The organism is Pseudomonas gingeri (assembly GCF_013385635.1).
Lineage (GTDB): Bacteria > Pseudomonadota > Gammaproteobacteria > Pseudomonadales > Pseudomonadaceae > Aquipseudomonas > Aquipseudomonas gingeri_A.
In genome coordinates, this window is sequence record NZ_JACAPR010000044.1 from 26,765 (window position 1) to 39,715 (window position 12,951).

The 12,951-nt window shown below is 62.7% G+C and carries 12 protein-coding genes; 4 read left to right on the forward strand and 8 right to left on the reverse strand.

Annotated elements, in window-relative coordinates:
• The first annotated feature begins 106 nt into the window (after window positions 1-106).
• Together HX851_RS32580 and HX851_RS45260 are read left to right on the forward strand one after the other, a co-directional pair.
• Window positions 107-1,267 (forward strand): AAA family ATPase, encoded by a 1,161-nt coding sequence (locus HX851_RS32580; protein WP_177063552.1) that lies wholly within the window; start codon window positions 107-109, stop codon window positions 1,265-1,267.
• Between the two features lie 153 nt (window positions 1,268-1,420).
• Complete coding sequence (locus HX851_RS45260) at window positions 1,421-1,555, forward strand: hypothetical protein (protein ID WP_256262608.1); 135 nt, start codon at window positions 1,421-1,423, stop codon at window positions 1,553-1,555.
• A 146-nt stretch (window positions 1,556-1,701) separates the two neighbouring features.
• Here HX851_RS45260 and HX851_RS32585 read toward each other — a convergent pair whose 3' ends face one another.
• From HX851_RS32585 to HX851_RS32620, 8 genes are all read right to left on the reverse strand, one after another.
• Window positions 1,702-2,484, reverse strand: a complete 783-nt coding sequence (locus tag HX851_RS32585; RefSeq protein WP_177063551.1) for a MetQ/NlpA family ABC transporter substrate-binding protein — start codon at window positions 2,482-2,484, stop codon at window positions 1,702-1,704.
• Between the two features lie 241 nt (window positions 2,485-2,725).
• A complete protein-coding gene (locus HX851_RS32590; RefSeq protein ID WP_177065071.1) occupies window positions 2,726-3,634 on the reverse strand; it encodes a sigma 54-interacting transcriptional regulator in 909 nt (302 codons plus the stop codon).
• Between the two features lie 56 nt (window positions 3,635-3,690).
• Window positions 3,691-4,272 (reverse strand): alpha/beta hydrolase, encoded by a 582-nt coding sequence (locus HX851_RS32595; RefSeq protein WP_177065073.1) that lies wholly within the window; start codon window positions 4,270-4,272, stop codon window positions 3,691-3,693.
• A 316-nt stretch (window positions 4,273-4,588) separates the two neighbouring features.
• A complete protein-coding gene (locus HX851_RS32600) occupies window positions 4,589-4,990 on the reverse strand; it encodes an ExbD/TolR family protein (protein WP_017124728.1) in 402 nt (133 codons plus the stop codon).
• Between the two features lies 1 nt (window position 4,991).
• Window positions 4,992-5,717: a MotA/TolQ/ExbB proton channel family protein gene (locus HX851_RS32605; RefSeq protein ID WP_177063548.1), complete on the reverse strand. Its 726-nt coding sequence runs from the start codon at window positions 5,715-5,717 to the stop codon at window positions 4,992-4,994.
• A 43-nt stretch (window positions 5,718-5,760) separates the two neighbouring features.
• On the reverse strand, window positions 5,761-6,579 hold the full coding sequence (locus HX851_RS32610; RefSeq protein ID WP_177065075.1) for an energy transducer TonB: 819 nt from the start codon (window positions 6,577-6,579) through the stop codon (window positions 5,761-5,763).
• Window positions 6,580-7,078: 499 nt separating this feature from the next.
• Window positions 7,079-7,402, reverse strand: coding sequence for a hypothetical protein (locus HX851_RS32615; RefSeq protein ID WP_177065077.1), 324 nt, complete (start codon window positions 7,400-7,402; stop codon window positions 7,079-7,081).
• Window positions 7,403-7,611: 209 nt separating this feature from the next.
• Window positions 7,612-9,984 carry a TonB-dependent receptor gene (locus HX851_RS32620; protein ID WP_177065079.1) on the reverse strand — a complete coding sequence of 791 codons (2,373 nt, stop codon included), beginning with the start codon at window positions 9,982-9,984 and terminating at the stop codon, window positions 7,612-7,614.
• A 153-nt stretch (window positions 9,985-10,137) separates the two neighbouring features.
• Here HX851_RS32620 and HX851_RS32625 point away from each other — a divergent pair, with 153 nt between their 5' ends.
• Together HX851_RS32625 and HX851_RS32630 are read left to right on the forward strand one after the other, a co-directional pair.
• Window positions 10,138-11,085, forward strand: a complete 948-nt coding sequence (locus HX851_RS32625) for a LysR family transcriptional regulator (protein WP_177063543.1) — start codon at window positions 10,138-10,140, stop codon at window positions 11,083-11,085.
• Between the two features lie 205 nt (window positions 11,086-11,290).
• Window positions 11,291-12,895: an alkaline phosphatase family protein gene (locus tag HX851_RS32630; RefSeq protein WP_177065081.1), complete on the forward strand. Its 1,605-nt coding sequence runs from the start codon at window positions 11,291-11,293 to the stop codon at window positions 12,893-12,895.
• Window positions 12,896-12,951: the final 56 nt, after the last annotated feature.

Below are 12,951 nucleotides of genomic sequence, written 5' to 3' on the forward strand. Positions count from 1 at the left end.
CTCCTACAGGAATCGCATCAGGGCAAGCCCGCTCGCCACAAGGCCGGCTATTTTTCACGCCTGGCAATCGGGCAAACTATTCATTCGCTCGCCAGGACTTTCACTCATGCTCAAGACCCTCGCGGTGGCCAACTACCGCTCCATCAACAAGCTGGTGGTGCCGCTCGACCGCTTGAACCTGATCACCGGTCCCAACGGCAGCGGCAAGTCCAACCTGTACCGGGCCTTGCGCCTGCTGGCGGAAACGGCCCAGGGCGGCGTGGTCAACGCGCTGGCGCGCGAAGGCGGGCTGGATTCGACCTTCTGGGCCGGACCGGAAGCCATCAGCCGGCGCATGCGCAACGGCGAAGTGGCGGTGCAGGGCCTGGTACGCCAGGGTGCAAAACGCCTGCGCCTGGGCTTTGCCGGCGAAGACTTCAGCTACGCGATTTCCCTCGGCCTGCCGGAGCCGAGTTCCTCGCAGTTCTCCCTGGACCCGGAGATCAAGCGCGAATGCATCTGGGCCGGCCCGCTGTATCGTCCGGCCAGCCTGCTGGTGGGCCGCTCAGGCCCCATGGTCAAGGCCCGCGAAGGGCGCGACTGGGAAGTGCTGGCACAGCACACGCCGGCCTTCGACAGCCTGTTCGACCAGGTCGGCAATCTGCGCGGCTCGCCGGAAGTGTTGTTGCTGCGCGAGAGCATTCGCGGCTGGCGCTTCTACGATCATTTTCGCAGCGATGCCGAGGCTCCGGTGCGCCAACCCCAGTTGGGTACACGCACGCCGGTGCTGCATCACGACGGGCGCGACCTGGCGGCGGCGCTACGGACCATTATCGAGATCGGCGATCCCCAGGCCCTGCAGGCGGCGATCAGCGATGCCTTTCCCGGCTCACGACTGGAGATCGCGCCATTGCAGGGCGCACGCTTTGCCATCGAATTCTATCAGGAAGGGCTGCTGCGACCGCTGTCCGCCGCCGAGCTGTCAGACGGCACCTTGCGTTACCTGCTGCTGGTGGCGGCGCTGCTCACCCCCAGGCCGCCGACCCTGATGGTGCTAAACGAACCGGAAACCAGCCTGCACCCGGACCTGCTGCCGGCGCTGGCGCGCCTGATCATCCGTGCTTGCGAACGTTGCCAGGTGTGGGTGGTGTCCCACGCCAGCCGCCTGATCGCAGCGTTGCAGCAGGACCCCGGCTGCAACTCCATCGTCCTGGAAAAAATCCTCGGCCAGACCGGGATTGTCGGACAAGGCATGCTCGACGAGCCGGCCTGGAACTGGCCGGACTGACCCTTCGCGCCATCCCGCCCAACGGATTTGCCGGATGCTCGGCAGAGGGCTACCTTGCTTTTCATCGCGACACGGATCTTTTGTGCCGATGGACGCTCCAACCACGGACGAAAACAGCTTGCCCAATGGCCAGCCGATAACAAGGAAGATGATATGGACCAGGCAAAAGCACCGGAAAAGCTCGATCCGCAGGACATCGTGAAACTGCTGGTGGCCTTGCGCCGGGCCGTCAGGCCCCAGCCCGGGTCGCGCTCCGGCGATGCGCTGTACAAGGCCTGCATCGACTAGCCGGCGCCTACGGTTAACGATCGTTCTCACGCTCTGCGTGGGAATGCCGTCCCGGACGCTCCGCGTCCCCCCGCAAATCCGGACAATAAAAAACGCCGACGCTGGTTGCTCGTCGGCGTTCAAACCTTGAAGGGGTTATTGGCGAATCAGAACGCCGGCAACACCGCGCCCTTGTACTTCGAATCGATGAACGCTTTCACTTCCGGGCTGGTCAGGGCCTTGGCCAGCTTCTGGATCGCGTCGCTGTCCTTGTTGTCCGGACGGGCAACCAGGAAGTTCACGTAAGGCGAATCGGCGCCTTCGATCAGCAGTGCGTCTTTAGCCGGGTTCAGACCCGCTTCCAGCGCATAGTTGGTGTTGATCAGGTCCAGGTCGACCTGGTCCAGGACCCGCGGCAGCAGGGCCGATTCCAGTTCCTTGAACTTGAAGTGGCGCGGGTTCTTGGCGATGTCTTTCGGCGTCGACAGGGCGTTTTTCGGATCCTTGAGTTCGATCAGGCCTTTGCTTTGCAGCAGCAACAGGGCACGACCGGCGTTGCTGCCTTCGTTCGGAATCGCGATGGTCGCGCCATCCTTCAGCTCGTCCAGGCTCTTGACCTTCTTCGAGTAGCCGCCGAAAGGTTCGACATGGACGCCGATCACGGTGACCAGGTTGGTACCCTTGCCCTTGTTGAAGTTATCCAGGTAAGGCTTGGTCTGGAAGTAGTTGGCGTCCAGGTGCTTCTCGGCAACCTGGGTGTTCGGCTGTACGTAGTCGGTGAAGACCTTGATTTCCAGGTCCACGCCTTCTTTGGCCAGGGTCGGCTTGATCAGCTCGAGGATCTCGGCGTGGGGGATCGGCGTTGCCGCCACCACCAGTTTCTCGCCGGCCTGGGCCAGGCCAGCGGTCAGAGCAGCCGCCAATGCGGTAAACAACAGAACCTTTTTCATGCAGTGTCCTTATCGAGAATCTTGGTCGTCACTGACGACAGCCCGGAGAAGAGAGCGGTGCCAGCAAAGTGATATCGCTGGCGTGGAGCAGAAGATACCGATATTTTTTATTCCAGAACAATATCTTTTATTCACCTTCATATTCCATTTTGTTCATGTAGCCTGGGTACAACACCACCCTGTGGGAGGGGGCTTGCCCCCGAAGCTTTTTAGCTCCCACACGTTTCGCACCGGCAAAAAGTCAGGCCTTTGTATGCGCCAACAGCCCCTTGAGCGCCGCCAGTTCCTCGGGGGAACTGCTGCTGATGAATTGTCCGATCAACGCCAACGGCTCCGGCAGGTTCAGATGCTCCGGCAGGATCTCGTCGCCGCTGCTCACCAGCAAGGCGAAGTGAATGACGTTCTCCAGCTCGCGGGTATTGCCCGGCCAGCTGTGGCGCTCCAGCGCGCGCTGGGCGCTGTCGCTGATCAGCGGCACCGGCAGGCTCAGGCGCTGGCTGTAGATGCCGAGGAAGTACTCGGCCAGGGACAGGATATCGCCGACCCGCTCACGCAACGCCGGCAACTCCAGCCGGCCTTCGCTGAGGTAGTGATAGAGCCGCTCGTGGAATTTTCCCGCCGCCACCGCCTGGGCCAGGTCGATGCTGGTCGCCGCCACCAGGCGCACATCCACCGGGCTGGGCTGCTGCGCACCGACCCGGGTCACCTCGTGATTTTCCAGGGCCGCCAGCAATTTGGTCTGGATCGGCAGCGGCAGGTCGCCGATCTCGTCCAGGTACAGGGTCCCGCCATTGGCCGAACCGAACCAGCCCGCCCGGCTGCTCACCGAACTGCTGTGGGCACCCGCCGCATAACCGAACAACTCGGCATCGGCGTAAGTGGGGCTGATGGCCCCGCAGTTGACCGAGACAAACAGCCCGGTACGGTCGCTGGCGCGGTGGATATGTCGGGCCAGCAGCTCCTTGCCGCTGCCGGTTTCGCCGCGGATCAGCACCGGCAGTGCCTTGGGCGCCAGTTGTTCGAGTTCTTCGCGCAACTGGCGCGAACGTGGATCGACGAACACCAGCGCCTTGGCGCGGATGCTCAGCGGGCTTTTTTCCGCATCGGGAAAGGTCAGCAAAGGCTGGCCGAAGGTTTCATGCAGGCTCATGGCAGACTCCCGCCCCGACCGCCTCGCGGCGGGGGACGTTCAAGCAAAGGAAAAAATCAGGCGCGGCGCAGGGAATGCTGTTCCATGCGGGTTTGCAGGCGGTACAGGTAGGCGAACCCCTGCTCCCAGCGCTGGTGGCCGGATTTCACATTGATATGCCCGGCACCACTGATGATGCCGGCTTCGGCGCCCCAGCGACGGGCCAGTTCGAGGGCCCGCGGGGCGCTGACGGCGGCATCGTTGTCGGAGGCGATGACCTGGCTCGGGAACGGCAGCAGGTCGCCCGGGATTGGCGCGAAATTACGCAACGCCGGGGCGCAGGCAGGCCGTTCGACATCGGCCGGGGCCACCAGCAAGGCACCATGGACCTGCCGCAACAGGTGCAACGGCGCGGTCTGTGCCCAGTGCGCGACCGTGATGCAACCCAGGCTGTGGGCGATCAGGATCACCGGCGTGTTGTCGGCGGCAATGGCTTCGGCCAGGGCCGCGACCCAGTCTTCGCGACGGGGCGTCAGCCAGTCGGCCTGCTCCACCCGCGCACTGTTGGGCAGGCTGTTCTGCCAATGGGTTTGCCAATGATCTTCTGGCGATCCTTGCCAGCCCGGCACGATCAGATAACGAATCGACTCGTTGCGCATGGGGTACACCTCCTCCAGCGTTTGCGTTCCGGATCGAGTATAGGGAGGAGAGTTATATTCGTTAAGGAATAAGAAGCTATTTATTAAGATCACAAAGAAATATAAAGCACACGAATCATTGTCTGCTGACACAACCCCCCGTAGGAGCCGGCTTGCCGGCGATGAGGCCCTTGAGACGTGTATCGCCCGCACGGACGCCATCGCCGGCAAGCCGGGCTCCCACAGGTTTTGCGCCGCCCCATCATTGCGCGGAAAACAAAAAAAGGGCCGCACCCTGCCAAGGAGACGGCCCGAGAAACTCGAGGATCGGTTGCGTTCAGCGGGCGGTGATCACCGATAACTTGGTGATTCCGGCCCGCTCGATGGACGCCATGGCCCGGGCCACTTCGCCGTAGTTCACGCCATTGTCGGCCTGCAGTTGGACCCGCAGGTCCGGGTCCTTGGCCTTGGCGGCCTGCAGGTTGAACTCCAGCAGTTCTGGCTTGATTTCGTCCTTGTTGAGAAACAGCTTGCCGGTCCCGTCGATGCTCACCACCAGCGGGTCCTTCTGCTCCACCGGCGCCACAGCCTCGGTCTTGGGCAGGTTGATCGGAATCGCGTTGGTCAGCAGCGGCGCGGTGACGATAAACACCACCAGCAGCACCAGCATCACGTCCACCAGCGGCGTGACGTTGATCTCGCTCAGCACTTCATCGCTGTCTTGGGTGGAAAAGGCCATGTCAGGACGCCTCCTTCACTTTCTGTGCGGAGCCCTGTGCGGCGCTCTTGTTCGCCGTCGGATGGATCAGCACACGGAACGAGCTCTTCTGCGCCAGGCTGTAGAAGTCATGGGCGAAGTCGTCGAGGTCGGCGGCGGTGAGCTTCAGGCGGCGCAGGAAGTAGTTGTAGACCAGCACCGCGGGCACCGCGACGGCGATCCCCACTCCGGTCGCGACCAGCGCGGCACCGATTGGCCCGGCCACGGTTTCCAGGCTCGCGGAGCCGGCGGCGCTGATGCCTTTCAAGGCTTCCATGATCCCCCACACAGTGCCGAACAGGCCAATGAACGGCGAGGTACTGCCGATACTGGCGACCACCGCCAGACCGGTTTCCAGGGAGCGCCGTTCACGCACGATCTGCTGGCGCAGGGCGCGTTCCAGGCGGTCCTGGTGATTGATCGCCTGACTCAGGTCGGCGGCGTGCGGCGCCTCGCCGACCTGGATCGCGGCATAGCCGGCCTGGGCCACACGGGCGGCGGCACCGGGCTGGGTTTCGCTCAGTTCGGCCGCCGAGTCGAGGCTGGAAGCCGCCCAGAATTGTTTGTGGAACTTGCGATCCTGGCCCTTCAGGCGACCGAACTGCACGGCCTTGAGCAGGGCCAGGCCCCAGGTGGCGACGGAAAAGACCACCAGTAGCCAGATCACCGCGCTTTCGATGGATTGGAGTGGAGATGCCAGTAACGTCATGATGTGTTCCCTCTGTAAAAGCGTTCAGCGCGTGGGTTGCCGATCAGTGGATCTTGAAGTCGATGGGTACGCTGACCCAGCCGACCTGGGCGACATCGCCCTGTTTGGCCGGGACAAAGCTCCAACGCTTCACCGCTGCCAGGGCGGCCTCGTCGAGTTGCTCGCGACCACTGCTTTTCTGAATCTGGATCTCGCCCGGTTTACCGCTGGCCAGCACCTGGACCCGCAGCAGCACCGTGCCTTCCCAACCGCGACGCTGGGCCAGCGACGGATACTCCGGCGCCGGGTTCTTCAGGTACGCGGCACTGGCCGAAGCCGGGGTCACCGGGGCCGGGCTGGGCGGAGCCGGTGGCGCGGGTGGCGCTGCCGGTTGTGGCGGTGCCGGCAGCTGTTCGACCGGTTTCGGTGCGGGCTTGGGCTCAGGCTTGGGCACCGGTTTTGGCTTCGGTACGGGTTTGGGTTTGGGCGGCGGTGGCGGCTTGACCGCCAGTTCGTCGACCACCGGCGGTGGCGGCTCGACCACCGGTGGCGGTGGTGGTGGCGGCACGGGCGGCGGCGGCTCGACCACGGGCGGTGCCGGTTGGGAAAACTCGATGGTCATCGGCGGGATTTCCGGCGGTACCACCGGCAGCACCGGGGTCTGCTGCTGGCTCAGCCAGTAGATCACCGCGCCATGCAGCACCAGCGCGAAGACACCGAGCAAGATCGCCTCGCGTCGGCTGAGGATGCCCTTGGGCACTTTCTGCAGACGCAACTGCCCCAGCGGCGCGCGATGGAGCCGGCCGATATCGACCAACTCGCCACCCGGTGCCTGAGGCCTGCGCACCTCATGTGCACTGGCAGCGGTCTGGACATTGCCCATTGAATAACTCCTGCGGTCTTCAGCAAAAAATCATCGAGGCGCGCTTGGCGACGTCGAGGTGCCGATGATCCACGGAGGCTGTTTAGTCCTTAAAGTAATATTTGAAGTTATAGATAGATCGAAAATGAATATTGAGTTTTACCGATTCGCGCAAAGCCCCGTGTTTCAAGGGCTCCAGCCCAGCGCGCGAAAATCGATGCTTTTCAGGCATTGAAAATATTCCCTGAAGGCATTCTTTCAGAGCCGGAAAACCTCTGTGCACGCCGATAGTTCCGAACACAGGCAACTCTCGCCACGCCACCGAGCGCGCGGACAATAAACAAGAAGAGATAAATGAATGATGGGATAGTTACAACTGAAAGCGCAGGAACCAACTTTTATTTATTCACAGGCACGACAACACATACTGCCAGATTTCCAATAGGACAAGCGCGAAAACCCGCTTGTCCTTTCGTTGGTCTGGCAGTATGTCGGTATTGCCATTGTTACCGCTGGACGGCTACTGTTTCACAAACTCGCCACCCAACCCGACCACCTGACCATCAAAGCTGGCCCGTGATCCGCTGGCGCGCAGTTTCACGTAGATATGGTCAGGGGAGTAGGCGGTAAACGCCACGTAGCCCTTGTCGCTGTTGGTGCCGATAAAGGAAATGGTGGTGGGATTGCCGGTGCTGTTCTGGAAGTGGTAGTGACCGGTGACGCTGTAGTTCACACCTGCCTGGGTGATTTGCCCGTTGAAGGTACCGTTCGAATCGTTGCCATCGGTGACCACCAGTTTGGCGTCGGCGTTGTTATTCAGATAAGTTCCGTTGATGCTCGACATGATGCGTTCTCCTTATGTCGTTAATACGCTCTTCCGTTGAAAGCGAGTCTCTCCTGAAACTCACGACTTCCAGAATGGTTGGACTTCCAAGTTCTGTCCAACCGCGCCATGCGGTATTTATCAATTGATTGGCTATATGTACCATGAAGGTTGTGAATAACTTATATCCGGCATGTGTCTTATTACAGCCGGCATGTCATCACGACGGATCAGAAGTCATAGCGCCCGGTGACCCCCAGGGTCCGCGGCGTGCCGAGCAGCCCTTCATAACCGCCGTTGCCGCCGGTCCAGAGGGTGGTGTAGTAGGTCTTGTCGAACGCGTTCTTCAGCCACAGCGAGACATCCCACTGGCCCTGGTTGAAATCCCCGCGCAATCCGGTGGACAGGTTGACCACCGCATAGCTGGGAATCTGTCCGTAGGTCGAATCCTCGACGGTGCCGACGGCCTTGGAGCGGAAGGCGTAGCTGGCAGTAACATACTCTTCCCAGCCGTTATCCAGGTTCCACTTGTACTCGCCGTTGGCATTGCCGATCCATTTCGACGCGCCGACCACCTGGTGCCCACTCAGGTCGCAGGAAGCGGGAGCGCCCGGTTGCAGGCTGACCTCTGGTGGGCACGGCGCATCCTTGTAGGACAGGTAGCGGACATCATTGTAGGAGCCGTTGAGGTTGAGCGTCAGGCCGCGCAGGGGAATCACGGTGCTCTCGACTTCCAGCCCGCGTGAACGCACGGAGCCGGCATTGGTCAGGTACTGCACGCGGTTGTCGGCATCGTAGGCGTTGGTCTGGTAACCGTTGACCTGGGTCCAGAACAGGTTGGCATTGAGTTGCAGGCGCTTGTCCCACAGCGTGCTCTTGAAGCCCAGCTCGGCGTTGTTGGCACGCTCGGTGCCGATCAGCAGCGAATCGGCGCCCGCCGTCGGGGCCGAGCCCACCGCGAGGTTCACGCCTCCGGATTTTTCCCCGTGGGACAAGGTGGCGTAACCCAGCAGGTCATCGCTGAAGCGATAGCTCAGGTTCAACAGGCCGGACGGGCTGGTGCTGTACTGGCTCAGGTTGCCGGAGTCATAGAGACCGGCACGACCGCGGCGGGCGGTGGCGGCGGCCCCCGTCACGGCAGCACCGCCGACCGGCGCGTCACGGGTCACCCAGGCGCTTTTTTCCTCGTAGCTGCCGCGCAGGCCGGCGGTGAAATCCAGGCGCTCGGTCAGGTGCCAGGTGCCCTGGGCAAAAAGCGCGAAACTGTCGGTATCGATATGCCCGTTGCCGATGCTGGTGACGTTGTTCAGCGCCCCGGTGGGAGTGCCGTTCCAGATGTCGGCCTGGGGGCCGTAGTAGCTGAAGCTCTTGTTATCGAGCTTCGAACCGAAGTAGTACGCGCCCAGCACATAGTCGAAGAAACCGCCCGTGGGCGATGCCAGGCGAAACTCCTGGGACCACTGTTTATCTTCCACCGAGACCCCGGCGTTATAGGCCGCCGGGACATTGAGGCCATCGTCGTTGCGCGGGGTGAAGTTCCACCAGCGATAGGCGCTGACGGAGGTCAGGGTGAAATCGTTGGGCAGGGTCCAGTTGGCCTCCAGGGAGCTGCCACCCTGGAATACCGTGACATGCTGCTGGCCGTCGAGATTCACCTCGCGATGGGGGCCGTTGGCGAGGGTCGCCCCGGCGGCATTGGCCCGCGACTGGTAGAGGTTGACGCCATTGATGGTCGGACCGGTGCTGTACAGCACGCGGGTCCCGGCACTGGAGTCCTCTTCGTTGTAGTCGCCGATCCAGCGCAGGTTGAAGTTCTCGTTGGGCTTGTACAGCAGTTGGGCACGGAAGCCGTCGCGGGAGCCGCCGTTCAACTCGTGACCGTCGTATTCGTTCTTGATATCGCCGTCGCTGCGGGTGCGATAGGCCGACAGGCGACCGGCCAGCTGATCGTTGAGCGGGCCGGAAATCGTGCCCTTGCTCTGGAAGTAACCGTCCTCGCCGACCGAACTTTCGATACTGCGCTCCGGGGTGAAGCTCGGCGCCCGGGTGTTGATATTGATCACCCCGGCGGTGGTGTTCTTGCCGAACAGCGTACCCTGGGGACCGCGCAGGACTTCCAGTTGCTCGATATCCATCAGGTCGAACACCGCCATGCCCGGACGCCCCAGGTAGACGTTGTCGATGTACAGCCCGACGCTGCCTTCCAGGCCGTCGCTGGCCGGGTTGTTGCCCAGCCCGCGAATCGACACGCTGGACTGGCGCGCATGCATGTAGGCGACGTTGACGCTGGGCACCAGTTGCTGCAGATCCTGGATGCGATAGACCCGCTGGCTTTCCAGGGCCTGGCCGCCTATCACGCTGATGGGCGTGGGCACGCTCTGGGAGCTTTCCTCGCGGCGCCGGGCGGTGACGGTCACGGTTTCCAGCCGGCCGCTGTCAGCCTTGGGCTTGCTGCTGGTGGCGACGGGAGCCGCCTCCACCGGGGTTTCGCTTTCGGCGGCATGGCCTAGCGACCAGCTGGCACTCCCCGCCAGCAACAGGGCCAGGGGCAAGCGCTTGAGCCGCCGCGAGGGGTGATGCACAGCAGGTTTGAACGAACTCATGGGCGGCTCCTGGTCAAAAAATACACAAGACGTATATTCTTTAAAGTTATTTATTTATGTTTTTACAAAGATTTACTGCATAAGAGATTGCCTTTATAAGGAGTTGACCTAATGCATAGCCAATGCATTTCCCCGATATTTTTTATGTGAAAAATGCATATCGATCTGCGCCAACTTCGCCACTTCATCGCCCTCGCCGAGCAGCGCAGTTTTGTCGCCGCCGCGCTCGCGGTGAACCTGTCGCAGTCGGCGTTCAGTCGCAGCATCCAGGCGCTTGAACACAGTGCCGGCTGCCAGTTGGTGGATCGCGGACGCAAGGACCTGGCACCGACCAAACAGGGCCAGGTACTGCTCGAACATGCCCGGCGACTGGTCAGCGGGGCCCAGCAACTGGCCAATGAAATCAGCCAGTTCAACGGCCTCGAGGCCGGGGAGTTGCGCTTCGGTTGCGGGCCGGCGCCGGCCTCGGGACTGATCCCGCGGGCCATCGGGCATTTCATCGGGCGCTACCCGAAAGCCCGGGTGCAGTTCCAGGTGGATGACTGGCAGAGCCTGAGCAAGCGCCTGCTGAACGAGGAGTTCGAATTCTTTGTCGCCGACACCCGCAGCTTCGAAGCCAACCCGGATTACCTGACCCAACGCCTGCGCCCGCGCAAATGGCATTTCTGCTGCCGGGCCGGGCATCCGCTGGCGGCGCAAGCGAGCGTCACCGCCGAACAGTTGCTGAGCTATCCGCTGGCCTCGACGATTCGTCCGCCGAACCTGCGCAAGGTGATCGTCGACCTCAGCGGACGCCCGGACTTCACCCCGCAGGTGGAGTGCGAAAGTGCGTTCAGCCTGCTGGGCGTGGTGTTGCGTTCGGATGCCATCGGCATCTGCGGGGAGAACAGCGACGCTTGGGAATACGCCCGCGGCGAGCTGCGGCGGCTGAAGATCGAGGGGCTGGCGGACGATCTGGAGGAGCTGTACACCCGCTACGGCATCGTCAGCCGGGCCGGGTATCGGCTGTCACCGCTGGCCGAGGCGATGATCGAGCAGATCAAGAGCGAGGATGCGCTGGAAGTGGATGAGGTGTGCAACCTGGAACAGGTTGCCGTCTGAACCGGCCCTTTCGCGGGTAAGCCCGCTCCCACAGGGGGGCGAACACTGCGGGCATTGTGGGGGCTTGCCCGCGAAGAGGCCCTCGGCATCAGCACAAATCGCCCCCCATGCACACCATGCATCGAAAACAGTCGCCAAATGCGCTTGCCGAAAATCGCACCGGAACGCGAAATCCTCCCCCTGTCTTCCGCTGCGGTGAACCCTTATGCCCCACGTGCGCAACGTGCTCTACATCATGTGCGACCAACTGCGTCGCGACTACCTGTCCTGCTACGGCCATCCCCATCTGCACACGCCGAACATCGACCGTCTGGCCGCCGCCGGCGTGCGCTTCAGCCGTGCCTATACCCAGGGCACCATCTGCGGGCCGTCGCGGATGTCGGCCTATACCGGGCGTTATGTCAGCAGCCACCAGGTGGCCTGGAACGCCGTGCCGCTGCCCCTGGAAGAGCTGACCATCGGCGACTACCTGCGGCCCCACGGCATCCGCACCGCCCTGGTCGGCAAGACCCACGCCACGCCCAATCTCGACGCCCTGCAGCGACTGGCCATCGACCCCGACAGCGCCCAGGCCGAACCCCTGAACGAAGTCGGCTTCGAAACCTGGATGCGCCACGACGGCATCTACCCCGACAGCCCGTTGTTCGACGACAAGCGCGAGTCGGCGCCCTATACCCATTACCTGCGCGCTCTCGGTTATGGCGGCAACAACCCCTGGCATGACTGGGCCAACGCCGCCGAAGGCAGCGACGGCGAAATCCTCAGCGGCTGGAAAATGCGCCACGCCCATCTGCCCGCGCGCATCCCGCAGCAGCATTCGGAGACGGTGTACACCACCGACCGCGCCATCGAGTTCATCGACCAGCAGGGCGAGCAGCCGTGGTGCCTGCACCTGTCGTACATCAAGCCGCATTGGCCGTACCTCGCCCCCGCGCCGTACCACGCGCTCTACAGCCGCGAGCAGGTGTTGCCGGCAGTGCGTGCACAACCTGGAACGGCCAGCGATCACCCGGTCTACAAGGCTTTCCGCGAGCACGAGGAAAGCCTGAATTTCTCCCGGGACGAGGTGCGGCTGAATGTGGTGCCGACCTACATGGGCCTGATCAAGCAGGTGGATGATCAACTCGGGCGACTATTCGAGGTCCTCGAAAGCAGCGGGCGCTGGGATGACACCCTGATCGTGTTCACCAGCGACCACGGCGATTTTCTCGGCGACCATTTTCTCGGGGAAAAGGAGTTCCTGCTGGAGCCGGCGGTCGGTGTGCCATTGATCGTGCGCGACCCACGGGCGGCGGCGAACAGCACACGCGGCACGGTGGACGAACGCCTGGTGGAAACCATCGATGCGCTGCCGACCTTTCTCGACGCGCTGGGCCTGCCGACGGCGGAACATCGCCTGGAGGGTCGTTCGCTGGTGCCGTTGCTGCAGGGCGGGCAACCGGACTGGCGCCGCTATGCCATCGCCGAATACGACTACGCCTTCCAGGCCCCGGCCCGGGAGCGGCTGGGGCAGGCGATCGATCGTTGCCGGATGACCATGGTGCGCAGCGAACGCTGGAAATACCTGGCGTATGACGGGTTCCGGCCGCAGTTGTTCGATCTGCAGAACGACCCGCAGGAACTGCATGACCTGGGAGCCGATCCGGCGTTCGCGGCGGTGCGTGAAGAGCACCTGGGTTATCTGCTCGACTGGCTGCGCGGCCTGAAGCGCCGGACCACTATCAGCCATGAGGAAATCGACCTGCGCGGACAGCGCTTTCGTTATGGCGAGCCGGAGGTGGAAAAGGTGGTGCAGATCGGGGTGTGGTAACCCCCTGAGGGCCGCCAGCCCAATATGCTCTCAAGCCAGCAGGGGGATGTGGCGAG

Bases quoted from the DNA above. Each gene is read 5' to 3' on its own strand.
- HX851_RS32600 (WP_017124728.1), bottom strand. From the start codon at position 4,990: ATGGCCTTTTCCACCCAAGACAGCGATGAAGTGCTGAGCGAGATCAAC.
- HX851_RS32615 (WP_177065077.1), bottom strand. From the start codon at position 7,402: ATGTCGAGCATCAACGGAACTTATCTGAATAACAACGCCGACGCCAAA.
- HX851_RS32620 (WP_177065079.1), bottom strand. From the start codon at position 9,984: ATGAGTTCGTTCAAACCTGCTGTGCATCACCCCTCGCGGCGGCTCAAG.
- HX851_RS32625 (WP_177063543.1), top strand. From the start codon at position 10,138: ATGCATATCGATCTGCGCCAACTTCGCCACTTCATCGCCCTCGCCGAG.
- HX851_RS32595 (WP_177065073.1), bottom strand. From the start codon at position 4,272: ATGCGCAACGAGTCGATTCGTTATCTGATCGTGCCGGGCTGGCAAGGA.
- HX851_RS32585 (WP_177063551.1), bottom strand. From the start codon at position 2,484: ATGAAAAAGGTTCTGTTGTTTACCGCATTGGCGGCTGCTCTGACCGCT.
- HX851_RS45260 (WP_256262608.1), top strand. From the start codon at position 1,421: ATGGACCAGGCAAAAGCACCGGAAAAGCTCGATCCGCAGGACATCGTG.
- HX851_RS32610 (WP_177065075.1), bottom strand. From the start codon at position 6,579: ATGGGCAATGTCCAGACCGCTGCCAGTGCACATGAGGTGCGCAGGCCT.
- HX851_RS32580 (WP_177063552.1), top strand. From the start codon at position 107: ATGCTCAAGACCCTCGCGGTGGCCAACTACCGCTCCATCAACAAGCTG.
- HX851_RS32605 (WP_177063548.1), bottom strand. From the start codon at position 5,717: ATGACGTTACTGGCATCTCCACTCCAATCCATCGAAAGCGCGGTGATC.
- HX851_RS32590 (WP_177065071.1), bottom strand. From the start codon at position 3,634: ATGAGCCTGCATGAAACCTTCGGCCAGCCTTTGCTGACCTTTCCCGAT.
- HX851_RS32630 (WP_177065081.1), top strand. From the start codon at position 11,291: ATGCCCCACGTGCGCAACGTGCTCTACATCATGTGCGACCAACTGCGT.